The 21,745-nt window shown below is 59.0% G+C and carries 19 protein-coding genes and 1 pseudogene; 9 read left to right on the top strand and 11 right to left on the bottom strand.

Features of this window, described 5'->3' with window-relative positions; genetic code table 11:
• From ACA073_RS10650 to ACA073_RS10635, 4 genes are all read left to right on the top strand, one after another.
• The gene (locus ACA073_RS10650) at positions 1-531 is read left to right on the top strand and encodes a hypothetical protein (protein ID WP_497403263.1); all 531 of its coding nucleotides are present in this window, start codon (positions 1-3) and stop codon (positions 529-531) included.
• On the top strand, positions 531-842 hold the full coding sequence (locus tag ACA073_RS10645) for a hypothetical protein (RefSeq protein ID WP_497403261.1): 312 nt from the start codon (positions 531-533) through the stop codon (positions 840-842). The genes ACA073_RS10650 and ACA073_RS10645 overlap by 1 nt, the downstream gene beginning before the upstream one ends.
• Positions 843-1,142: 300 nt before the next feature.
• Positions 1,143-1,394, top strand: coding sequence for a hypothetical protein (locus ACA073_RS10640; protein ID WP_497403259.1), 252 nt, complete (start codon positions 1,143-1,145; stop codon positions 1,392-1,394).
• A gap of 171 nt (positions 1,395-1,565) precedes the next feature.
• Entirely contained in the window at positions 1,566-1,829 is a 264-nt protein-coding gene (locus tag ACA073_RS10635) for a hypothetical protein (protein WP_497403258.1), read from the top strand.
• A gap of 887 nt (positions 1,830-2,716) precedes the next feature.
• Here the strand turns inward: ACA073_RS10635 and ACA073_RS10630 are convergent.
• The 5 genes from ACA073_RS10630 to ACA073_RS10610 form a co-directional block, all read right to left on the bottom strand.
• On the bottom strand, positions 2,717-2,890 hold the full coding sequence (locus tag ACA073_RS10630) for a hypothetical protein (protein WP_497403256.1): 174 nt from the start codon (positions 2,888-2,890) through the stop codon (positions 2,717-2,719).
• 11 nt (positions 2,891-2,901) lie between these two features.
• The gene (locus tag ACA073_RS10625; protein WP_497403254.1) at positions 2,902-3,144 is read right to left on the bottom strand and encodes a hypothetical protein; all 243 of its coding nucleotides are present in this window, start codon (positions 3,142-3,144) and stop codon (positions 2,902-2,904) included.
• Between the two features lie 142 nt (positions 3,145-3,286).
• Complete coding sequence (locus ACA073_RS10620) at positions 3,287-4,354, bottom strand: lipocalin-like domain-containing protein (protein ID WP_497403253.1); 1,068 nt, start codon at positions 4,352-4,354, stop codon at positions 3,287-3,289.
• The gene (locus ACA073_RS10615) at positions 4,344-6,815 is read right to left on the bottom strand and encodes an ABC transporter permease (protein ID WP_497404044.1); all 2,472 of its coding nucleotides are present in this window, start codon (positions 6,813-6,815) and stop codon (positions 4,344-4,346) included. Before ACA073_RS10615 ends, ACA073_RS10620 begins: the two co-directional genes overlap by 11 nt.
• Position 6,816: 1 nt before the next feature.
• On the bottom strand, positions 6,817-7,485 hold the full coding sequence (locus ACA073_RS10610; RefSeq protein ID WP_497403251.1) for an ABC transporter ATP-binding protein: 669 nt from the start codon (positions 7,483-7,485) through the stop codon (positions 6,817-6,819).
• 212 nt (positions 7,486-7,697) lie between these two features.
• Here ACA073_RS10610 and ACA073_RS10605 point away from each other — a divergent pair, with 212 nt between their 5' ends.
• Positions 7,698-8,006: an addiction module antidote protein gene (locus tag ACA073_RS10605; RefSeq protein ID WP_497403249.1), complete on the top strand. Its 309-nt coding sequence runs from the start codon at positions 7,698-7,700 to the stop codon at positions 8,004-8,006.
• 230 nt (positions 8,007-8,236) lie between these two features.
• Here the strand turns inward: ACA073_RS10605 and ACA073_RS10600 are convergent.
• Positions 8,237-8,338, bottom strand: a pseudogene (locus ACA073_RS10600) (SAM-dependent methyltransferase); the annotation flags it as partial.
• Positions 8,339-8,452: 114 nt separating this feature from the next.
• Here ACA073_RS10600 and ACA073_RS10595 point away from each other — a divergent pair.
• Positions 8,453-8,845 (top strand): hypothetical protein, encoded by a 393-nt coding sequence (locus ACA073_RS10595; protein WP_497403247.1) that lies wholly within the window; start codon positions 8,453-8,455, stop codon positions 8,843-8,845.
• Here the strand turns inward: ACA073_RS10595 and ACA073_RS10590 are convergent.
• The 5 genes from ACA073_RS10590 to ACA073_RS10570 form a co-directional block, all read right to left on the bottom strand.
• On the bottom strand, positions 8,836-10,266 hold the full coding sequence (locus ACA073_RS10590) for a sigma-54-dependent transcriptional regulator (RefSeq protein WP_497403245.1): 1,431 nt from the start codon (positions 10,264-10,266) through the stop codon (positions 8,836-8,838). The two genes, ACA073_RS10595 and ACA073_RS10590, sit on opposite strands and share 10 nt — an antisense overlap.
• Positions 10,235-11,731, bottom strand: coding sequence for a sensor histidine kinase (locus ACA073_RS10585; RefSeq protein WP_497403244.1), 1,497 nt, complete (start codon positions 11,729-11,731; stop codon positions 10,235-10,237). Before ACA073_RS10585 ends, ACA073_RS10590 begins: the two co-directional genes overlap by 32 nt.
• Before the next feature lie 102 nt (positions 11,732-11,833).
• Complete coding sequence (locus tag ACA073_RS10580; RefSeq protein ID WP_497403242.1) at positions 11,834-12,847, bottom strand: SCO family protein; 1,014 nt, start codon at positions 12,845-12,847, stop codon at positions 11,834-11,836.
• Between the two features lie 17 nt (positions 12,848-12,864).
• On the bottom strand, positions 12,865-15,672 hold the full coding sequence (locus tag ACA073_RS10575) for a multicopper oxidase domain-containing protein (protein ID WP_497403241.1): 2,808 nt from the start codon (positions 15,670-15,672) through the stop codon (positions 12,865-12,867).
• Between the two features lie 182 nt (positions 15,673-15,854).
• The gene (locus tag ACA073_RS10570; RefSeq protein WP_497403240.1) at positions 15,855-17,300 is read right to left on the bottom strand and encodes a sensor histidine kinase; all 1,446 of its coding nucleotides are present in this window, start codon (positions 17,298-17,300) and stop codon (positions 15,855-15,857) included.
• Positions 17,301-17,572: 272 nt separating this feature from the next.
• Here ACA073_RS10570 and ACA073_RS10565 point away from each other — a divergent pair, with 272 nt between their 5' ends.
• The 3 genes from ACA073_RS10565 to ACA073_RS10555 are packed head-to-tail and all read left to right on the top strand — an operon-like array spanning position 17,573 to position 21,725.
• Positions 17,573-18,919, top strand: a complete 1,347-nt coding sequence (locus ACA073_RS10565; RefSeq protein ID WP_497403238.1) for a hypothetical protein — start codon at positions 17,573-17,575, stop codon at positions 18,917-18,919.
• Positions 18,920-18,954: 35 nt separating this feature from the next.
• Positions 18,955-21,204 (top strand): Ig-like domain-containing protein, encoded by a 2,250-nt coding sequence (locus ACA073_RS10560; protein WP_497403236.1) that lies wholly within the window; start codon positions 18,955-18,957, stop codon positions 21,202-21,204.
• Positions 21,205-21,263: 59 nt separating this feature from the next.
• Positions 21,264-21,725 carry a curlin gene (locus ACA073_RS10555; RefSeq protein ID WP_497403235.1) on the top strand — a complete coding sequence of 154 codons (462 nt, stop codon included), beginning with the start codon at positions 21,264-21,266 and terminating at the stop codon, positions 21,723-21,725.
• Positions 21,726-21,745: the final 20 nt, after the last annotated feature.

The following is a 21,745-nucleotide window of genomic DNA, read 5'->3' as shown; positions in this document are numbered from 1 at the left end:
ATGGAAGATCCTGTATCCAAAGCTAGTGTGGTAGATCTTACAAAAGCACCTGATGTTGCGCAGTCTAAACCAGACTTCTATGTAGGTCCTTCAGGGCCGGACTCCACGATGCCTTCTACAGGATATCGATACATCAGGTACAAAAACGATGATGGAAGCATCAATAAGTGGGGGCAGGATGCAATCGAAACGAAAACACAAGGCGTAACGTATTTCGGATTCGAAAAGCACGAAACAGGTAAAGGCGCGCGCGACGCATTTCAAGTCAAGGGCCCGGAGCACGGACCGGATGAAAACGGGCCTGGTTCTTGGAGTGATGCCAGGATAAGAGCCGAATTTGATACGTTACAGCTTTATGTTGATGGAAAACCCAAAGCCAGAGTTCCATATTGGAAAGGTGACACTGACAAAAGTAAGTTAGAACCATTGGCCGAAGCTTATGAAAAATATGGCGACGGAGGAGCTCAGCAGCTCCATTTAGACGGTCAGAAGGTAAACTTCGACCAAGTCGATATACTTCCGGAGAAGTAATGAGAACTTTTTATGTAATCGCCAAAAAAGATATGGAGCCAACTCTGCCGCATAGCTCTGAATGGCCAAAAATAATAGGCTACTCATATAAAGACAATTACTTTTACCTGGCCGAAGGTAAAGGCCATGGATTCGCCGCAAGCGACATGCCTGAAACAAAAGCTAAAAGACCGGAGTGGCTTGAACTATTTATAGCCTTAGACCTGCTATGGTTCATAGACCTGATTGATAATACAAACTTCGTTGATGAACACGATTTCATCGACAAGATAACAAAACTAATCGGTCAACCTGAAACTATAGAGTTTTAAATCACGAATAGATTTATGCACTCACAAAAAAAACTGCCCTCTTCTTCATTAAAACCTGAATGACACCAACTGACTAGGGAATTAGCCCATTAGCCAAAATCGCCTTGCAGGAACCATCGAATTGAAACGGTGAGGTAAAGGGACGAAACGCAAAGGGTTCTGGAAAGGTGACGAAGATAAAACCAAGCTGGAGCCATTTGCTGACGCATATCCAGAGTATGGAGAATGTGGTGCACAGCAGATTCACACAAACAGCAGAGTTATACATTTCGACAAAGTTGAGGTCCTGCCGGAAAAACAATGAAAGACTACTTTATTTTAGCAAAGAAAGACATTCCGTCAGACAGCCCTCACGACCCGGAGTGGCCAAAATTTATTGCGTATTCCTACGAGCATAAATGCTTGTTGTTTTCAGCAGGGAAGGGTCATGGGCTATCGGGATTCGAGTTACCGGAGGCTGAAGCTTCCACCCCTGATTGGACACCTTTATTTATCGAACTAAACGCACTCTGGATATTGGACTTTTTAAAAAATCAAGCTTCTCCACACTAAATGATTTCATCAAAGCGCTCGACAAAGCCAACATACCAATAAGTAAGTTTCGAGCTTGAAAATTGACAGATCTATTTTCTATGGACGCAAACTAATTAAATAACTCCGACCCATTTAGTTCTCCACTACCGATGCACCTGGTGTATCTACCATGACAGAAATACTAGCTAAATGAATACAGTCCAAGCCCATGTTACAAAATCCGACAGCGATTTTGTTAGAGTAAAAATTCTTGATGCAAAAATAATAGAAAAACTTATTGGCATTGGTTTTACAAATGCCATTGATCTAAATGAGTACAAAATCATCACACCAAACGATGAAAAAAAAGCTGAAATATTTAACCAACTCAGGGAGCTTGAAGTTTATTTTTCCGATGGTAGAGAGTGGTGCCCTGCCGAGGTATTTAAGTACCTAAGAGACAAGGGGCTTTAAATCGGAAATTTTACAATGATCGCGTAAAGAGCTGAGCAAGGCCACCGACGCGCAGGACATTGACCTTTACAATCAACGCATGGCAAAGCTCATCAATGATGGCGGTCCTAAAGACATAGAACATCTGTAGAGAAGGAGTGTGTCATTTGCCATATCCCGATCTGAAAAACGCTGTACAGCGTGCTGGTTTCACCGTCACCGCGTTTTCGGATCAGCGAGCGTACTTCGGCTGTTGGCCACTGACCGTCAAAGGTAATGGACACATCTACCTAATAGTCAACGAAGGACGAGAGGGTTGGCTAATGTTTTATCGCCAGGATGTGACAGGGATTTTTACTGAGCTAGCTAAGAAAGAATCGTCGAGGATGGATGACGCAGAAAAGGCAACCCAGTGTCTGATATGGCTTTCGGGCGTGCATCCGCTCCCACAGGAGCGCGAAGGCCGATAACCACCCTCGTGCGCGTCACCCAATGACAGTCCATTACGGATGACTGCAGTGCGTATCGCACCTGGACAAGGTGTTCGCCCAGTGTAATGGCCTCGGCAATCCATGCACTGGCAAAGAGCCCTGCCACTGGGCGAACGGGAGGTATTCTAGTAGAACTCTTTGTATATGTCCGCGCATATAACATGAAATTTACCGAGTAATGATTAGATGTCAGCCTAAATATGACTTACATACACCAACCAAACTCACCAGTTCGATCATAAAGCCAGTTATTCCTGTACAAAAGTTATACAAAAACTATCGTCACATAGAGTTAATACTCAACTTTCGTGTTGACTGGTTACCTTCAATACATCGGTATAAGTCACAACAACGCTTTACCCTACTTTCAAGTCCTTCAGCCTCAGCGCCGTCCGTGCCACTGAGCATAGACATTGCTTAGCGATTCTCCGCCGTTTCTTGCGCGGTGGATTCGCCACTGTCGGTGCCTTTGCCGCTGTCCTTGCGGCGGGTCGGATCGGTGGGGCGCAGGGCGTCGTTGTCGCGCTCGACTTCTCCGGGTGGACGCGGTTCGTCGGGGTGTTCCGAGGTGTCAGGCGATTGGCGGTTCATGATGGTTTTCCTCAGGCGTCGGGGTCGTCGACCTCGTGGGCGACGTTCACACCAGGCGAGTCTTTGTGGGATTGATCGGCCTTGGCCTTCAGGGCCTGCCACTGGTCCAGGTCGATGGCGCCCTGCCCCAGCAAATCGTCGGCCATTCGCAGCAGCTCGGCGTAATGGGCGTCGGGGGATTGCTGCCAGTAGGCCTTGTCTTCGAACAGGCGCTGCCACGAGGCAAGGCCGGGTGGTTTGAGGTCGTCGCTCATGGCGGGCTCCGGTGGGGCGTTCGTACGGTAGAGAGTCGGGCGACGGTCGTAGTTCCTGTGGATTGGACACATAAGGTCAAGAGCAGGATCAGAAGATCGCAGGCTTCGCCAGCTCCTACGCGAAGCCTGCGATCCTTTGATCTTAATACCCGGTCATTTCCAGATAGCCCTGCCCCGCGTGACTGCCGCTCAGGCGCACGGGGCCTTCCCAGTACGGAATGCGCAAATCCATCCAGGCATTGGGGTTGAGCGCGTTGATGGTGATGTCGAGGTGTTTGGCGGGGATGTTGATCGACCAGCGCACGGGCATCAAACGCCCGGCGACTTTCGCGGTGTCTTGCGGTGTGAGGCGGATATCGGTGGCGTGCAATAACTGTGTCTGGCCCTGGGCGTCGATCCAGGTGCCGGTGAGATACAGTTCGCCGTTCTTCTGCCGCATACGGTACAGCATGACCTGCTCGCCGCTGTCCAGGTGCAGGGAAAACCAGTCCCAACCGCTCTGGTTGGCGGTCAGCGGCTGGCTGCTCCACTCGCGATCGAGCCACGCCGGGCCGCTGACCTGATAAGTCTTGCCGTCGATATCCACCGTACCGCTGGCCTGAAAAAACGGCTGACTGTAGTAGTACGAGGCCTGGCCCTGTTCGGATTTCTGGCTGAAGCCCTTGTCGCCTTGCAGCACCGGCGGACGCGTGGACGTGAGCCGCAATTGGTAGCTGAATAGCTTGTCACGGGCGCTGAGTTGAAGATCCGCCAGCGCATCGGCGCCCTGACTGCTGAACCGCCAATCGTCGATCCATGCACTGAAGGGCTGCACGCTCACCCCGGCCTGCCCGACGCCGCCACGGGCATAGCGTTCAGCCGCGTGATGCACCGTCGCCGAGGTCACGGCCGCATGGCCCAGCCAGATCGTCTGGTTCCCCCACCCCGCCACCTCGGGTGCCGCTTTCAACGCACTGCGAAACAGTGTCCATTGCACACCGAACTCGCGACCCTGCTCGTCCTTGAGGTTGGCGGTGACGTACCACCACTCGATGCGAAAACCGTCGTGAGGTCCGTGATCTGCCGGAAAGCTGAACACCCGACCAGGCAGCACCGGCGTAAATGCAGCGGCCTCACCGCCGAGACCGGCGAAGCCTTTTTCAACCGGCGCCGAGTCATCGCAGCCGCTCAAAAGAAGCGCCAGCAACAGCACGCCGAGCTTAATCCTCATGAGCAAACGTCCTCAACAGATCCGCCGGTTGCGAGCGATACAGCGAGTACAGCGGCCACGCCGACGCCAGCAAGGTCGCCAGCAATGCCAGCCCCATCAACTGCGCCAGCTGCATCGGGAACAACCGCAACGGCAGGCGCCAGCCGAACGCCTGAACATTGATCACCGTGTCCAGGCACCACGCCAGTGCGATGCCCAGCGGCAACGCGAGCACCAGCGTCAGCACCGCCAGCAACCAGGTTTGTCCGAGGTTGAGCAGCATCAATTGCCGGCGCGTCACGCCCAACGCCCACAGCGGCGCGAGTTGCCCGAGGCGGCTCTGGCTCTGGGTCAGCAGGCTGATGAACAACGCCACGCCCGCGACGCCAAGGGTCAGGCTGTTCAGCGCGGCGGTGGCGGCGAAGGTGCGTTCGAACACCTGGGTGGACCAGCCTTTGAGCCGGGCCTGATCGACGATGCGGCTGTCGTCGAGGGCGAAGCGTGTTTGCAGCGTTTTCAGGAACGCCGGGATCAACGGAGGCTCGATGCGCAGGTTGAAGCGGTTCGGCGTCAGTTGCGGCCAGCCGCGCAGCAGGTGGTCGACGTTGACCAGAATGTGGCCCTTGGGATTGCCGTAGTCGGCGTAGATCCCGACGATTCGCGGCGACCACGGACCGGTCGGCGTGGGCAATGTGAGGTGGTCGCCGAGACGCACCTTCAGTCGCCGGGCCAGTTGTTCGCTGAGCATCAGCGCGTCGTCCTTGGCCAGTCGGTCCCACGGGTTGTCGCCCAAGGCTTCCAGCAACGGCCAGTGTTGACGATACGTCGGGTGGTCGATTACACCAAAAACGTCCGCCGGCCAGCCCTGCAACTGGATCGACACCTGCCAGTTGGGCAGCACGGCGGTGAGTGAGGGTTGCTGTTTGAGCCAGCTCTGCAGTTCTCTGGCCTGGGCCGGATTTTGCGGGTTCACGTACAGCTCGGCGGTCAGCCGTTGTTCGAGCCAGTCGCTGAAGGTCTGGCGAAAACCGGCGGTCATGCTGCCGGCGCCAATGTTCGCCGCCAGTGCCAACAACAGCGCCATCAACGCCAGGCTCAGGGCCGGCAATTGCTGACGGCAATCGGCGAGAAACCATTGGCCGAGCACCGAACGGCTGCGATGCAGCACCAGGTTCAGCAGCGAATCGAGCACCACCGGTAGCGCCAGCGCCGCGCCAATCAGCAGCGCGGCCATCAGCACGAAGCCACTGGCGAGACTGTCGCCAAAGATCAACGCCAGCAACGCGATCAGGCCGGCCATCGCCGCAACCCAACCCTGTCGCCGCAACCAACGCGCGTGGGCCTGATGCCAGGCCTGCGGATCGGCCAGGGCCAGCAACGGCAAACGCGCCGCCCGCAACAGGCTGTTGGCACCGGCCAGCAATGCACCCAGCAGACTCAGGCCAACACCGCTGAGCCACCACCCTGGGCTGAGGCTCAACTGCCCCGCCACTTCGGCGCCGTACAACCCGCGCAGACTGGCGGCGACGTCTGGCAGCAGCACACTGGCCAGCAGGTAGCCGCTGGCGACGCCGAACAGACCACCGATCAGCGCCAGCGCACCCATTTCAATCGCGAGACCGGCCATCAGCATACGTGCGCTGACACCACAGGCACGCAGGGTTCTGAGCAAGCCACGACGCTGTTCCAGTGCCAACCCGATCGCGGCGTGAACGATGAACAGGCCAACGACAAAGGAGAGAAACCCCAAGGCATCGAGGTTCAGGTGAAAGCTTTCGGTCAGGCGCGCGAGATTGTTTTCTTCGCCGCTGGTCTTGAGTTGCAGTTGTCCCTTGAACCGATCCGGCAAGGTCGCGGTGAAATCCTTGGGCAACAGCAGCCGCGACAGTTGATCCGGCAGTCCCAGAATCTGCTGAGCGAAACCAATGTCCACCAGCAACACACCAGGGGCCATGTCGGTTTGCACCTGCAGTGGCGGCAACGCCACACCGTTCAAGCTGGAAGGACGCTCGCCTTCGCGTAACCCCAACGCCTGCAAGGTCTGTGGGGAAATCCAGGTGCTGCCCGGCGGGCTGAAAAACTCGACGACCTGCTCGATCGCCAGCGTCCGCCCGGCCACCGCAGAACCGGACGGCAACGACACCGGCTCGATGCCCATCAGCTGCAAGCGCTGGTCTTCATGGCCCTTGAGCGTTATTCGCCCCTGCAGCACCGGCGACACCGGCCAACCCGCACGGCGCAGCTCGACAAACAAGACTTGGGAAAACGTCCCGCCACCGGGCGCGCTGAGGCTGGCCTGGGGTTCGCCGCCGATCAACTGACTGGCCCGCGCGTAACTTTCCCGCGCCTGGCTGTTCAGCGCCTGCACGCCGGTCAGCAGGCTGGTGGCGAGCCAGAGCCCGGTCAGCACACTGAAAAACTGCACCGGGTGCTGCCGCCAATGGCTGAGCAGCGCCCGCAATGTTTCACGAAGAACCCGCACCTCAGCGCTCGTCCGCGCCAGCCAGACGACCATGGTGCAACACCACTTTCTCCGCCAGTCGCGCCGCCACCCTTGGGCTGTGGGTGACCATCAACAATGTCGTAGGACTGTCGTCGAGCAGCTCCAGCAACAACTTCAGCACGTCATCGCTGGTGGCTTCATCGAGGCTGCCGGTGGGTTCGTCGGCCAGCAGCAGTTTGGGTTTCGACGCCAACGCCCGCCCCAGCGCGACCCGTTGCTGTTGACCGCCGGACAGCTGTTCCGGATAACGCCGCAGCAAATCACCCAACCCCAGTCGCTTGACCAGATGCGCCTGCCAGCGCGGATCGTGGCGCCCGGCCAGTCGCGCCTGAAACGCCAGATTGTCCTCCACGCGCAAACTGCCGATCAGGTTGAACTGCTGGAACACCAGACCGATTTCAGTCCGCCGCCAGTTCGCCAGTTGCCCTTCACTCATCCGTTCAAGCTGATGCTCGCCACTGCGGATGCTGCCGCGATCGACCTTATCCAACCCCGCGATCAGGTGCAGCAAGGTGCTTTTGCCACTGCCCGACTCACCCATCAACGCCAGACTGCTGCCGGGTTTCAGCGTCAGGTCGACACCTTGCAACACCGGCAGCGAACCTTGCGGCGTGGCGTAGCTTTTGAAGACGCCTTGGACCTGAAGCATGGGTGAACCTGATTGAGGGGGCGTGGGGAAAAGGATAGCGGCCTTGTGTGGGTTTTGTTCGTGGACATTGTTGCGGCACTGCGCTGACGCCTAGCAATCAACGATGACATGATCTGTCCCACACACTTCAAGGAAAAGACATACGTGACAAAGGAACGGCCCGACTGCTCTTTCGTATGCAGTCAGATGAAAATGGGTAACGAGGTTTAACCATGAGCCAAACTTTGACTACATTCGATATGGCCGCGCTGCTGGATAGTGACGAAGCCATCAGCGAGTACCTTTCCCAAGTGCTGGCAGACGGCGACAACGAGGAGTTTCTTCGTGCTATCGGCTACGTCGTAAAAGCCCGTGGTATGACACAGGTTGCCAAGGATTCGGGCATGGGTCGCGAAAGCCTGTACAAAGCCTTCGCACCCGGCGCTAAACCACGTTTTGATACAGTTTTAAAGGTCATTCATGCCCTTGGAATTGATCTCTACGCGCAACCTGGTCACCCGGTAAATCACTCGGTTCTCTGAGGGTAATGCTGTTCACTTAAGAGAATCTTCAGGCGGGCAAGAAATCTGTGGCGAGGGGATTTATCCCCGTTGGGTCGCGAAGCGGCCCCTAGCGTCCGGCCAAAAAGATTGAAAAGATTGAGTTGTCCGGATTACGACTGCTTCGCAGCCGAACGGGGATAAATCCCCTCGCCACAAATGTGGGTGCCCGCATTTAAGTGAACAGCATTAGGCTCTCTGAGAGAGTCTTCTCACCAGGCTGCTCGCTTCACTCCCACCCACGTAAAACACAACGACAACTGCGCCGCTTGCTTCTCATAGCGGTCATAGAGCTCCTCGCGATTGGAATGCGGAGAAAGATTATCGGGTGTTTGTTGGAATGTTGTAAGCCAGGCATCGCCCACGTCCGGCAGCTATAGTTAATGACCTTGGGGAAATGCGGGAAAACCGATTTCGCAGGTGCTGCCATGAAACACATCGATCTGCCGCTGTTGTTCGCCCTCTGCCTGACCGCCGCCGGCGTTCACGCGCAAGACAGCCTGACACCCACGTCCGAGTACAGCAGCGAGTTCAACTATTACGGGGAGAACCAGCCCTTCGCCCACCCCGTTCCGCCGACCCTGAATACCGTGCCGCCGCGCTCGTACATCCCGACACCGCCTCTGGAGTTCATCCCTATCGCCAGCCAGCACGAGTTCTCCGACTCACGGTTGCCGACGATCGCGGACGCCACCGTCCGGGTGTTCATCCGCTCCTACGATCCGGAACGCGGCATCTACGTGAACGAAGAAGTCGTCGACCCCACTTGCCTGCTGGCCTGCCTCAGTCGCCAGGGTCAGGCGACGCCCGTTTACCACTGACGTTTGTCCGGGCGCGCGAGGCCGAGTTTTTCGATCCGGTAGCGCAGCATGTCACGGCTCAGGCCCAACAGACGTGCGGATTTGGTGACGTTCCAGTCGGTCTTGTCGAGCATCTTGCGCACCATGTCGCGTTCCACTTCCGGCAGGTTCATCGACTCGTTCCCGTTGTAGACCGGACGTGACTCGCTGAGGTGATGCGCTTGCAGCATCACCTGGGGCTCATCCACCAGACTCAGGCAGACGTTCAACTGGTGGGCGGCGATGGTGTCGGTCTGGGCCAGCAGCACGGTTTGTTCGAGCATGTTGCGCAACTCGCGCACGTTGCCCGGCCAGCTGTAACTGAGCAGTAATTCTTCGGCCTGATCGCTGAAATGCAGGCTCGGTTTGCCATAACGCTTGCCGTGGATCGCCAGGAAGTGCCGGGCCAACAACAGGATGTCCTCGCCACGGGCATACAGGCGCGGCACCTTGATCGAAATGATGCGCAGGCGGAAGAACAGGTCGCGGCGGAACTTGCCCTGCTGGACCATTTGTTCGAGGTTGCAGTTGGTGGCGCTGATCACCCGCAAATTGACCTTGCGCTCTTTCACCGAACCGACCCGGCGAATGGTCCGGTCTTCGATCAGCTTCAGCAGTTTGGCCTGCAGCAGCAAATCCATTTCACCCACTTCATCAAGAAACAACGTGCCGCCATCGGCCGCTTCCACCAAGCCCACGCGACGGTCCTTGGCATCGGTGAACGCGCCCTTCTCATGACCGAACAATTCCGACTCCACCAGATTGGAAGGAATCGATGCGCAGTTGAACTCAATGAACGGCCCCTTGGCGCGCGGACCGTCAAAGTGCAACGCGCGGGCCACCAGTTCCTTGCCGGTGCCGGTCTCGCCTTCCACCAGCACGGGCGGCAGATCGGTGTTGGCCATCCGGCGCTCGGCGTCGAGCAACTGACCAATCGTGCTTTTGAGATAGAGCATCGGCCCCGATTCGCCGATCAAGGCCTGCACCCCCGACTTCTGCGCTTCGCGTTCCTGATAGAACGACAGCGTGCGCTCCATCCGGTCGGTGGCCAGGGCCTTGTCCAGCAACAGCTTGAGCTCCGGCAGCGCCACCGGCTTGGTGACGTAATGGAACGCTCCCTCTTTCATCGCCACCACGGCGTCTTCGACATTGCCGTAGCCGGTCATCATGATCACTTTCAGGTCCGGCGCGCTGATGCGCAGCTTCTGGATCAGATCGTGACCGTTCATGCCCGGCAGCGAATTGTCGGTCAGCACCACGTCCGGGGCGAACGTGCGCATTTGCTCCAGCGCCTCTTCAGCCGAGTGGCAGACCGTCACCTCAAAGTCCTTGAGCTCAAGGTAGGTCTGAATGTTCTCGGCGAGGAGTTCGTCATCCTCGACCAGCAGAATGCTGTGCTCCATATTCCCCTCCCGTTGCCACTTTAAAGTTAAGACTGACGCGGGTCCCTTGCTGCTCCTGACTGGTCAGTTCGACCGAGCCCTCGAAGCGTTCCATTATTCGTTTAACCAGGGCCAGGCCCACGCCCAACCCGCCTTGTTTGGTGGTGAAAAACGGCTTGAAGACCATTTGCTGCTGCTGTTGGGTCATGCCCTTGCCGGTATCGCTCAGGGTCATGCGCATGTGGCCGGGCTGAGTCGATTCGATGTCGATAGTCAGCACGCCGCCCTTGGGCATGGCTTCCAGGGCGTTGGCAAACAGGCTATTGAGAATTTGCGTCAGCAGCACTTGTTGGCTGACGACAGGCGGGAAGGTGTTGGGGGTGAAACGGATCTCGACATTGGAACGGTCGATCAGCGCGTCGAAGGCACTGAGGGTGTCGTCGATGGCCAGCACCAGATCCACCGTTTCGTACTCGTCATTCATCGGTCGCAACGACACCAGCAGCTCGCGAACCCAGCGCGACATGCGATCGACCTGATTGATGATGTCGCCGATGTTTTTCTGCGCATTCTGGCTGGCGATCTCTTGAGCCAGTTCGGCACTGGAGCGTATGTTCGCCAACGGATTGCGCAAGCTGTGGGCCACGGCCGAGGACATTTCACCCAGGGCAACGAACGTTTCGTTGGCGATCAGCTGTTTCTGCTGGCTTTCGAGCAGCTTGGCCGCACGCCGCACAATCCAGAACAGCCCGAGGTAGATGACGGCACCACCGATCAAGGTCGCCAACCATATCGACTTGAAACCGCGCTGGATGCGCGCAACCAGATCTGCCGGCTCCTTGTAGACCTCGACCATGGCGATGACCTTGCTCTTGTCGGCATTGAACATCGGAATGTAGTTTTCGATGAACAGATACTCCGGCTCGCGCAACAGCCTCTGCTCGGGACGTTCCTCATCAATCTCGTGGTAGCTGGTGGACACGGATTCCTTCATCTCGAAAGATTCGTCCAGTTCCTGATCATCTTCAATTCGCAAGCCGATCAACTCCGGGTTGGTCGACCAGACCACGGTGCGATCCTGCGCGTACACCGTGGCCAGCAGAATGTCGGGCAGATGCTGCACATGTTCGAGAAACTCGGTGCGCGCGGCGGCACGGGCACCCGGATCGACATCGGGGTAGGCGTTGTCCTGACGCGGGTCGAGCATTTCGCCCATGGTTCTGTTCGGGGTGATCGATGCGTGGCGGATTTCGGCATCACCGATGGCCTGAATGAATTGCGCGGTCAGCATGGAATCGCGCGCGATGCTCTCCTCGACCACGAAACGCGTGGAAATGTAGCCAAGCCCCAACGCCACGGCGGCAATAATGAAAAAGCTGCCAAAGGAGAACCAGCGCAGCAGATTGAACTGTCCACGCCATCCCGTGCTTTCTGCTGCCGGCGTATTCGGCGGCGCAGGTACTTTTTGTTGTTCGAGTATCTGCATGGGGCGAATCCTGGGTACTGACATGAAGCCTTTTCAGTGGCGTTTCGGATCAGTGTAGGTGGCATTGTTCGAGCCCGGTGGCTCAACTAAAGTAATTAGCCGCTATGGCGCCTGTGCGGCCTGCAACAGTTGCTGACGTTCGGTTTCCTCCTCCAGAAAATCGACGATGGACTGCGCCGCGTTCACATCCAGACGCAGGTTTGGCATCGGCACTTTGTCGAAGCGTTGAAACAGTTCCAGCGCAATCGGGTCCTTTTCGGCAAGCATGCGATCCGGTTCGCGGATCCAGCGATTGAGCCAGGCGGGATCCCGTAGACGGGTCACGCCGATCAGGTCCGGACCGATGCTGCGCATGCCGATGCCCTGCCCGTCTTGCGGCCCGAGGCTGTGACACGACGCACAACGGGTACGAAACAGCTCTTCGCCGTTGCTCGGTGGACGGATCTCGGGCGCATCGACATAACTTTCTTCAACGCTGGGTTGCTTCCAGTTCTGCAAGGTATTGGCCAATTGATCGGCGAGGATCCATGGATTTTCGAACGGTGAGGCTTTCATCCAGCGACCGGTGCTCTGGTTGCCCACGATCAGGCTCAGGTTGTGGTCCTTGCTGCGGCCGTTGTCGACGCCTTCGATGAACAGCCCGAGCTTCTTGCGCAGATCGGTAACAGCGTCGAATTCGCCGGTGAAAAACTGCCAGCCCGGCCCGACCTTGAAGCGCTGTGCGTAGGCCTTGAGCACTTCGGGTGTATCGCTCAACGGGTCGATGCTGATCGAGTAGAAAAAAATGTCCCGGCCCACCCGGTCCCCCAGCAACTGTTGCACCTGGCGCAGGCGCGCGGTTTCCAGCGGACAGGAGTCGCTGCATGTGGTGAAGATGAAGTTGATCACCACCACTTTGCCCTTGATCAGGTCATCGAAAAAACGCACCTGCCGACCGTCCTGGTCGGTCAGCAAGGTGTTGGGGAAGTAATCACCGCCCCAGGGTGTCGCCGATTCCGTCGGCGACGGTTCATCACCTTCATGAGCGAGCAGTACCCAAGCGGCCAGCACACAGCTGACCAGCAGCAAAATCAGGTACATGCCCAGGGCGCGGGAGCGCGGCGTACGTGATGTCATGCCGGCTCCCCTGCGGATCATGGTTTGACCTCCGCTTTAGGGCCGAAGCCATCGCCGGTGCGAAAGGTTGGCAGCGCGGCGGAGTTCACGTAGCGCACGCCATCCCAGCTCGGCAACGGAGTCGGCATCAACTGCAGTTGCCCCGGTTTCTCAAGGTCCCACCGCAGCAACATGGAGTTGTCCTCATGTTGCGTGTTGTGGCAGTGCTCCATGTAGGTGCCGGCGAATTCGCGGAAGTTGATCGCAATTTCGACATTGTCCGTACCATCCTTTTCCGAACCGATGCGATACACGTCCTTGCGTGCCCATTTTTCCCATTCCGGTGGTGGCTTGCCGCCACGGCTGAGGATGATCCCTTCCTCGAAGTGCACGTGCACCGGGTGACTCCAGCCCGTGCCGCTGCCCTGGATATGCCACACCTCCAGCGTGCCGAAACCCGTGACGCCGGCGTCGGTCGGCCCGCTGGCCAGTTTGGTCGAGGTGTTCAGCCGGCGCGGGTCCATGCGAAACCCGAAGCCGCCGTCGGTCTTGATCGTCCAGGGCGCTTCATCGGTGCCGTCGGAACGGCCGAAGGTGTAGGTGCGGTGGCGGGCTTTGGCCAGCAGCGCCTTGTCGGCAGCATTGTCGTAGTGAATCTTCAGCGGGATCATCATCAAGCCCGCAGCCTTGCCCGGTTTGGCCGGTTCATAAGCGGCCGGGTCCATGGCCAGGTCCTGACCGGTGTAAGCCTTGACGTTGAGTTGCAACACCTTGCCTACCGCCGGATCACCGTCTTCCCATTTCGGCCCCTTGCTGGTTTGCTTGATGATCGCCTTGTATTTCTCGGACAGCACGTCAGCCAGGGAGACGGGTTCTTCCGGACCCTTGCCGTCTTCGTGCACCAGCAGGTTGACGAAGAACAGCTTGTCGCCCGGTTTGATCCCGTTTTTCGCGAAGTTGACGATGATGTCGTGACGTTCGGCGATGCCCAGGGTTGGCAGGATCGCGTTGTGGTTCTGTTTATCACCGTCGGCATCCAGGTCCATGCTGCCGTCGAACGGCACGCTGTGTTCCATGATATTGCCGTCGTTGGCGATCATGTGGAACGGCACCCGGGAATACGACACGCCCGACCCGGCAGGCCCTGGGAACTCGCCGCTGGTGCCCTTGATCTCGCGCACCAGCGCCATTTTGAAGTAGCGCGACACTGAGCCATTGAGCATGCGGAAGCGATAGCTGCGGGCCCGCACGTCCAGGGTCGGTTTCCACCGCCAGTTGACCAGCACCTGGTCACCGAGGAAGCCGTCAGTGTTGAAGGGGTTGAACCACAGTTGACCGTTCTTATCCCACGCCTTGTCGGAAAACATCAGGTTGACGTCGTAGTCGCGGTTACCCCAAGGCAAGGCGCTGCCGCTGGGGAGACGCAGGTTGACGCCGTCATTCACCGATTCATTGCCGCGATCCAGGGCGCTGTAGTAGTTCATCATCGCCGCGTTGCCCTTGTAGACGTTCTGCGCGGTGAAATCGAGCATGTGGTCGTGGAACCAGTGGGTGCTCATGGTTTCGCGCCAGTCGCCGCGGACCTTGATCATGCCGTTGTCGCAGGTCTTGCGGCTGGGGTTGAGGTCGTTGGTCCACAGAGTTTCACCCGGTGAGCACGGAAAGGCTGCACGCGGGTCCTCAGCCTTGGTGTTGATGCTGTCGTAGCCGGCCAACTGGATCGGCCAGCGATAGTCGTAAAATTGCCCGGGGAAGAAAAACGCATTGGCATAACCGTCGCTTTCCGCCGGTGCGTGACCGTTGTGCTCGTGGGTGGTGATGGTGTGCAGGCCAAAACCCATGTTTGCCGACGGGTCGATCGGCAAGCCGTTGTAATGGCGCATCAACACGGGTTGCCCGTAACGCACCATGAGCAATTTGGGCGGCAAGGTGCCGTCGAAGGTCCATACCGATTTGTGGTTCTGCACCGGCATTTTCGGGTGAAAACGCGGTTCAAATCCTTTGGAGGTGCCTGCGGTCGCCGGCACGCCTGCCACATTGTAATAGAGGCCATTGGGGCCAAACTCGCCCACGGCATAGCGGTGCATCTGACGACTGTCACGCATACCGGTATTCAACCGTGCGCCGGTTTGCACGGTTTTGTAAGACACCTGCGGGTAAAACTCGTTCCAGCGCTGGTGCGACCAGCCTTTTCCTGGCGGACGGCCTTCCGCCGACGAGCCGACACGGCGGTTGAGGAAAAATTCGATCTGCTTCTGCCAAGGGTTGCGGTCGACCACGTTGGAATAATGGCTGGGGAACGGAGTCAAGCCTGGTTGACGCAAAAACGCGTCGAGCGCCGCACTTGGTGGGGCGCTGCGAGCGACGCTGGTGGGATCTTGTTGCGGCAACGGTCCGATGGCGGCGGGTGGAAACGGCAAAAGTGCCGCCGGAGTCGTGGGGTCGAGTTTTTCCAGACCGAATTCTTCGAACAGCGCCAGTGGCTGAGTGAACGGCAAAGCACCATACAGCGGACTGGGTTTTCCGTTGGTGGGGTAATTGAAACTGGTCTGCAGCGCTGGCGGCAGGATGTTTTCCTGGCGCGGGGTGTTTCGGTTGCCTTTGACGCCACCCGGCAAATCGAAGGAATCCAGGTTAGCCGGCGGCATGGTCAAAATGGCGTTCAAGGCGCCAGCTTTGTCCGCCGGTTCGTCGTAGTAGGCTGAAGGGTCGGACGGTTGCGGCTGTCCTTCGTCGTCGATCGGACCGGCGCGCAGGCTCGTTGTGCCGAACGTCATTGTGAGAAGGACGCTCAGAGGCGTCAGGAGACCAAGCCACTTGCAGGGGTGCCGCGCTTTTCTGTCCATCACCAGCCGCCTCGAAGTTGTGAAGGGGTGATGGGTGTTTTGCAAGGAGCTCGCCAGTTAGTAACAACGTTTTACAAATACACTAATACCTAGCGAAACAATGGCTTATCAACATCAATTTGCCACGCCCGAAAAAACGACTGGGGAATGACACCCGCTACCGGGGAAAGTTCATCCCCGTTTCAGGGAATCTGCTGGAACGACAGGCGGACACACGTGCCCTCGCCCTCGCGACTGTCCAGGCTTACGGCGCCGCCGTAGCGCTCCATGATTCGTTTGACCAGCACCAGCCCGACACCCAGCCCGCCTTGCTTGGTGGTGAAAAAAGGCCGGAAGGCCATGCTGCATTGTTCCTCGTTCATGCCTTTGCCAGTGTCGCTCACCACCATGCTGACGCCTCGGGCATCAGTGGGTTCCAGGGAGATGATCAGCGTGCCGCCCGTGTCCATGGCTTCCAGCGCATTGGCGAGCAAACTGTTGAGGATCTGCGTCACCTGTATTTGCTGGCTCAGGACCATCGGCGTTTCCATCGGCACGAACACCACGTGAACTCCGGCCTTGTCGATCTGCTGTTCGAAGGCCATGAGGCTGTCGTGCAACGCCGCCACCAGATTCACCGGTTCGGGCTCGTCATGCAGTGGGCGCAAGGACTGGAGCAATTCCCGGACCCATGTCGACATGCGATCCACCAGGCCGATGATGTCGGTGATGTTTTTGTGCGCCGGGCCGCTGTCGAACTCCAGCGCCAGCTCGGCGCTTGAGCGAATGGTCGCCAACGGGTTGCGCAAACTGTGGGCCACCGCCGACGACATCTCGCCCAGGACCACGAAAGTCTCGTTGGTGATCAGTTGTTTTTGTTGCGCCTCCAGCAGAATCGCCGCCCGGCGCACGATCCAGTACAGCCCCAGATAAATCAGCCCGCCGCTCAGCGCGGTGGCTAGCCAGATCAACACCAGGCCGCGCTCCATGCGGTCGATCAGGTCCTTCGGTTCCTTGTAGATCTCCACCATCGCGGTGACGTTCTTGCCATCGGCATCGAACAGCGGAATGTAGTTTTCGATGAAGATGAAATCCGGTGGCGATATGAACTTCTGTTCCATGCGTGTCTTGTCGACACTGTGGTAGCTGGTCGACACAGGCGTTTTGGAGGCAAACGCCTGTTCCAGGTCTTCGTCGGAGTGAATCGTGGTCCCCATCAATGCCGGGTTGGTCGACCAGATCACCATGCGATCGGGCGCATAGATGTTGGCCAGGATCACGTCCGGCAGGTGCTCGATATGGTCGAGAAATTCGTCTCGGGCATTGGCGCGGGCCATCGGGTCGACGTCCGGGAGATCCCTGTCCTTGCGCGGGTCCAGCAGCTCGCCCAGGGTCCGCACATTCGGGAAAGACACATGACGCTCCTCGGCCGAGGCGATCGCCTGGATGAACTGCGAGGTCAGCAACGCATCGCGCTGCACGCTCTCCGTAATCACGAATCGCGTGGACACTGCGCCCAACGCCACCGCCACCGTGCCGATCACCGCCATGCTGATCAGCGAAAACCAGCGCAGCAGGTTGAACGGCTGCTTGCGCGAGCTCAGGCGGCTGCCCTCCTCGGACTGGAGCGTTTGCGTAGGCAGATTCATGGGTCTACTTCTCGGCGGTTCCCCCATTGGTTATAGCCCACTCATGATTGTTTGCCTGACCCCCGGTCCGCACTTCCCCCATCTTTCCATCTGCCCCCAATGTTGGGGACAGTGGCCCTGACGCCCGGCCGGCCATTCAAACGCCGCTTGAGCCTGACAAGCCTTGATACCGGGCTTCTGGCGCCAGTTTTCCGCGATTGGTATGGAAGTTGCCGAACACCCTCTCAACTGACCCCTCCCCACGGGGCAGGTCTCTGATAGAGGGAATACTCATGCACCCTTTACTGTCCAAAACCGCGATCGCCCTGGTCGTGTCCACTCTGGCCCAAGGCGTCGCCCAGGCAGCGCTGTTCGCTGTCGACCCGGGGCCTTATGTTCCCGGCAACGGTTCGTTTGCTGCCTGGTATCAGGACACCCACGGCCGAACCCTCGATCTTTGCCTGTCCAAGGCGGTCAGCTCCAGGGTTCCCAGTGCGCCCGGTGCGCCGTCTTACATGTGTCTTTTGAATCCGACTCCCGGCGTTTTCGACGACACCCAACCCATCGTTTTCCCGACCAACTTTCCCGACGAATCGTTCTGGTTCACCGGCGACGGATCAATCGTCGACGCGGCACGGGGCATCGACCTGACCTATGTCAGCGCCGTCGAAGCAGCCTTCGCCGCTGAAGATCCGGTTGAAGGCGACCAGGTCAGTTTTGGCCGTATCCGTATTCGGGTCGACGTGCCCACCGCGGGCACCTATGTCATCACTCACCCCTACGGCGTCGATGTTTTCAACGTCGATACCCCCGGGCGTCGTGCGATCAACATGACCCGGGACATTGGCATCGGCTCGCCGAAAACCTACGACGGCGCACTCAAAAGTGACATCGGCCCGTTCCTGCGCAGCGTCAATGGCCCCTACACCGAGACTAACCCGGTCACCGGTTCCGCCGAGCGATTCGTGGGTGATCCGAACCTGGAAGAGGCCTTCACCGGCAGCCCTTTCAATACCAACTACATCCGCATTGAAGGACCGAACGGACTGGACTTGCGCACAACGGTGATGGCCATTTCCGGCAAATTATCGACGCTGGCCCGACCCACCCCGATTATTGCCGAACGCAGCACTTACTCGCGCAAGGCCGGCAGCAGCGCCCCGGTGGCCCAGCAAGATGTTTTCGTCATGGCCCCGCCACCACCGGCCACTGTAACCCTGGACAGCAACAGCCCGGTGCTGAAACTGACCGAGGCCGACACCACCGGCCACTGGTACGCCCAGTCAGCCACCAACCCGACGTTGCCGAGCAACTTGCTGGTGACGGCCGACAACCATCTGGCCATCCCCAGCAGCACGCCCACTTCCTTGTCCATGCCGCTGACCGACCTGGTGGTGATTTCACGGGCCGAGTACAGCCTGAGCAGCGGACAAATCACGGTAGTGGCTTCGACCAGCGATGAAACGTCGCCGCCGGTACTCACCGTCACCACCGGCACAGGTGTCGCCATCGGCGCCCTCAGCGGTAACGGCGCAGAGAAAACCCTGTCGACCGGCATCTCGCCGATTCCACCGGGCAAGGTTCGGGTGACGTCATCCAATGGCGGCAGCGACACCGAAGAAGTGGTCATCGTGCAATGAACGCTCTCATGCCCAGATCCGCATCAGGAGGCATCATGAATAAGTGGCCACGTTTCGCGCTCAACGCGCTCGGGCTGACTCTCTCGCTGTCCGGCAGTGCGTTCGCGCAACTCAATGCCGTCGATACCGGCCCCTACACCTTTGCCACGGGGAAATTCCCCATGTGGTATCAGGACAGCCATTTGCTGTCGCTGGAACTATGCCAGTCGCGCGCCACCAGCTCGCGGTCACCCGGTGCTCCTGGCGCGCCCTCCTACATGTGCATCCTGAATCCGGAACCCGGCGTCTTCGACGACACCCAGCCGATGGTGTTCCCCGATAACTGGCCACCGGAAGCGTTCTGGTTTCTCGCCGAGACCAGCATCAACGATGTCGGAGGTTATGGCGTGGATGCCTACGTGGCCGGGATCGAAGCGGCGTTCACTTCGGAAAACCCGGTCGACGGCGATCAGGCAAGCTTCGCGCGGATTCGTCTGCGGGTGAACATACCTGTCGCGGGGACCTACACCATCACCCACCCGTACGGTGTGGAAACGGTCAACGTCACCGCTCCGGGCCGGAGGGCGATCAACATCACCCGCGACATCGGCATCGGCGCTCCGGGCAACTTCTCGGGTGCGCTCAACGGGGAGGTTGGGCCATTCCTGCGCAGCGTCAACGGTCCGTACACCGAAGTGAATCCAGACACCGGCGCCATCGAGACTTATGTTGGCGACCCGAACCTCACCGAAGCGGTCACCGGCAGCCCGTTCAACAACAACTTCCTGCGTGTCCAGGGTCCGGCCGGGACCCTCCAGACCAACCTCTTTACCGTGTCCGGTAAAGTCCTCGACAACCGTGCGCAAACACCGGTGGAAATCGGCCGTGCCACTTACCGCCGCACCTCTACAGGAACGGGAACGAGCAGTACCCGGGTAGAAGTTTTTGCCAAATCGGCCAACAGCTCGAGCCTGTGCTTCCGCGAAACCGTGGCCCTGGTTCCCGGACCGCCAAAGACGCCATGCCTGGTCACCCTGCTTGGCGACAACACCGGCCAGTTCTTCGGCCATCGCCTGACGGGTAGCACCGTTCCTCCGGTGGTGGTGATCACCGCTACCGACCCGAGTGGCACCAGCCGGCCAACGGCGGTGTCGAGCAAAGTCACCGATGTGGTGAAAGTGCAGACCGCTCGCTACAACTTCAGCAGTAAAAGCCTGCTGATCGAGGCCACTTCGTCTGACGAAGTCGCAGTGCCGGACATGGTCGCCCAGGGCTACGGACGGCTGAGCAAAACCGGCATCTTGCAACGGCTGACCGTTGCCGGTCTGACGCAGCCTCCGGCCAGTGTCACCCTCAAATCCGCCGCCGGTGGCAGTGACACTGAACCTGTCGTGGTAGTAGGCACAGCGCCGGACAGTGGTGAGAATCAGGCGCCGCTGGCGGTTGCTGATTCCGGCAGTACCAGCTTCGGGGTGCCGCTCACTCTCAACCTGCTGGCCAACGACAGCGATCCGGACGGCAACACGCCGCTGAACATCACCGCGCTGACCCAACCGGCCGCCGGGCAAGGCACCGTCGCATTGAGTGGCTCGGCCGCCGTGATCTACACCCCACCGGCGGTGGTTAACGCACCGCTGACAACGACCTTCACCTACAAGGCTCAAGACGTCAAAGGCCTGGTCTCGGCAAACCCGGCGACCGTGACCATTACCGTGGCGCCTAACCGGCCACCGGTGGCAGTCGCGGACAGCATCGCAACGCTGGGCGTGGCGGTGCCGATCAATGTGCTGCTCAACGACACCGATCCGGAAGGCAACGTGCCGCTGGCCGTCAACAGCTTCACCCAACCGCCGGCCGGTCGCGGCACCGTCAGCAGCAATGGCACGGTGATCACCTACACCCCACCGGCCACCATTGCGACGGCGTTCACCACGACCTTCACCTACATCGCCCGAGACAACCTCGGCGCCCTGTCGACGGCACCGGCGACGGTCACCGTGCAAGTCTCGCCACGGCCACCGGCAGAAACCTTCACGGTGACCACGGCAACGGTGTCGGCGCGCTCCAACAACCGTTTTACCTGGGACTTTGCGGGCACGTCATCGGTGACCACCGGCAACACCATCACCGTCCGGGTCAGCACCCCGACCGGGTTGGCGACCCTGGGCACCGCCACGGTGCCGGTGACCGGTCGCTGGCGGTTGACGGTGAACAACACCACCACGGTGATTCCGTCGGCGAACCCGACCGCCACCATCACCTCGTCCCAAGGCACCGTGCGCACGGTGTCGGTGATCTCGAACTGAGCCCTCGCCCCATCGGCCACAGGGTCGATGGGGCGGGTCTCTTTCTAAAGGACAACCTCATGAAAACGTCGATCGCCACCCTGCTCTGCCTGCTTCTGCTCTGCAGCAGCGCGGGCGTGCGCGCCGACGATTTGATGGACAACGACGACCTGGCCCCCGGCGCCGACCTCGGCGAGTTGCCACCGCCGATTGGCCAGCACGCGCTGATCGACCAGAACGGCCAGGCCAACGTGGCGCTCGTGCAACAGAACGGTCAGTCGTTGCTCGGCACCATCGTCCAGTCGGGGAGCAATCAGGAAGCTTTCATCCTGCAGCAAGGCAGCGACCTGATGGCGATGATCACTCAGCAAGGTTACGGCAACTCCGCCTCCATCACTCAAACCGGCAGCCAGAACCGCGCGCAGATTTCCCAGAACGGTAACAACAACGACGCCAGCATCGACCAGGCCGGCACGGGGCTTTCAAGCGCCGTGAGCCAGTCGGGAAACGGCATGAGCGTTTCGGTCAAACAATACCGCTAAAGCACTGCACCACATGGAGG

This window comes from Pseudomonas sp. LBUM1670, from assembly GCF_059695695.1.
This window is presented reverse-complemented; position numbering and strand designations above follow the sequence as displayed.

Excerpts from the sequence above, each read along its gene's own strand:
- ACA073_RS10650 (WP_497403263.1), top strand. The coding sequence starts at position 1 with ATGGAAGATCCTGTATCCAAAGCTAGTGTGGTAGATCTTACAAAAGCA.
- ACA073_RS10645 (WP_497403261.1), top strand. The coding sequence starts at position 531 with ATGAGAACTTTTTATGTAATCGCCAAAAAAGATATGGAGCCAACTCTG.
- ACA073_RS10640 (WP_497403259.1), top strand. The coding sequence starts at position 1,143 with ATGAAAGACTACTTTATTTTAGCAAAGAAAGACATTCCGTCAGACAGC.
- ACA073_RS10635 (WP_497403258.1), top strand. The coding sequence starts at position 1,566 with ATGAATACAGTCCAAGCCCATGTTACAAAATCCGACAGCGATTTTGTT.
- ACA073_RS10630 (WP_497403256.1), bottom strand. The coding sequence starts at position 2,890 with ATGAACCGCCAATCGCCTGACACCTCGGAACACCCCGACGAACCGCGT.
- ACA073_RS10625 (WP_497403254.1), bottom strand. The coding sequence starts at position 3,144 with ATGAGCGACGACCTCAAACCACCCGGCCTTGCCTCGTGGCAGCGCCTG.
- ACA073_RS10620 (WP_497403253.1), bottom strand. The coding sequence starts at position 4,354 with ATGAGGATTAAGCTCGGCGTGCTGTTGCTGGCGCTTCTTTTGAGCGGC.
- ACA073_RS10610 (WP_497403251.1), bottom strand. The coding sequence starts at position 7,485 with ATGCTTCAGGTCCAAGGCGTCTTCAAAAGCTACGCCACGCCGCAAGGT.
- ACA073_RS10605 (WP_497403249.1), top strand. The coding sequence starts at position 7,698 with ATGAGCCAAACTTTGACTACATTCGATATGGCCGCGCTGCTGGATAGT.
- ACA073_RS10595 (WP_497403247.1), top strand. The coding sequence starts at position 8,453 with ATGAAACACATCGATCTGCCGCTGTTGTTCGCCCTCTGCCTGACCGCC.
- ACA073_RS10590 (WP_497403245.1), bottom strand. The coding sequence starts at position 10,266 with ATGGAGCACAGCATTCTGCTGGTCGAGGATGACGAACTCCTCGCCGAG.
- ACA073_RS10585 (WP_497403244.1), bottom strand. The coding sequence starts at position 11,731 with ATGCAGATACTCGAACAACAAAAAGTACCTGCGCCGCCGAATACGCCG.
- ACA073_RS10580 (WP_497403242.1), bottom strand. The coding sequence starts at position 12,847 with ATGACATCACGTACGCCGCGCTCCCGCGCCCTGGGCATGTACCTGATT.
- ACA073_RS10575 (WP_497403241.1), bottom strand. The coding sequence starts at position 15,672 with ATGGACAGAAAAGCGCGGCACCCCTGCAAGTGGCTTGGTCTCCTGACG.
- ACA073_RS10570 (WP_497403240.1), bottom strand. The coding sequence starts at position 17,300 with ATGAATCTGCCTACGCAAACGCTCCAGTCCGAGGAGGGCAGCCGCCTG.
- ACA073_RS10565 (WP_497403238.1), top strand. The coding sequence starts at position 17,573 with ATGCACCCTTTACTGTCCAAAACCGCGATCGCCCTGGTCGTGTCCACT.
- ACA073_RS10560 (WP_497403236.1), top strand. The coding sequence starts at position 18,955 with ATGAATAAGTGGCCACGTTTCGCGCTCAACGCGCTCGGGCTGACTCTC.
- ACA073_RS10555 (WP_497403235.1), top strand. The coding sequence starts at position 21,264 with ATGAAAACGTCGATCGCCACCCTGCTCTGCCTGCTTCTGCTCTGCAGC.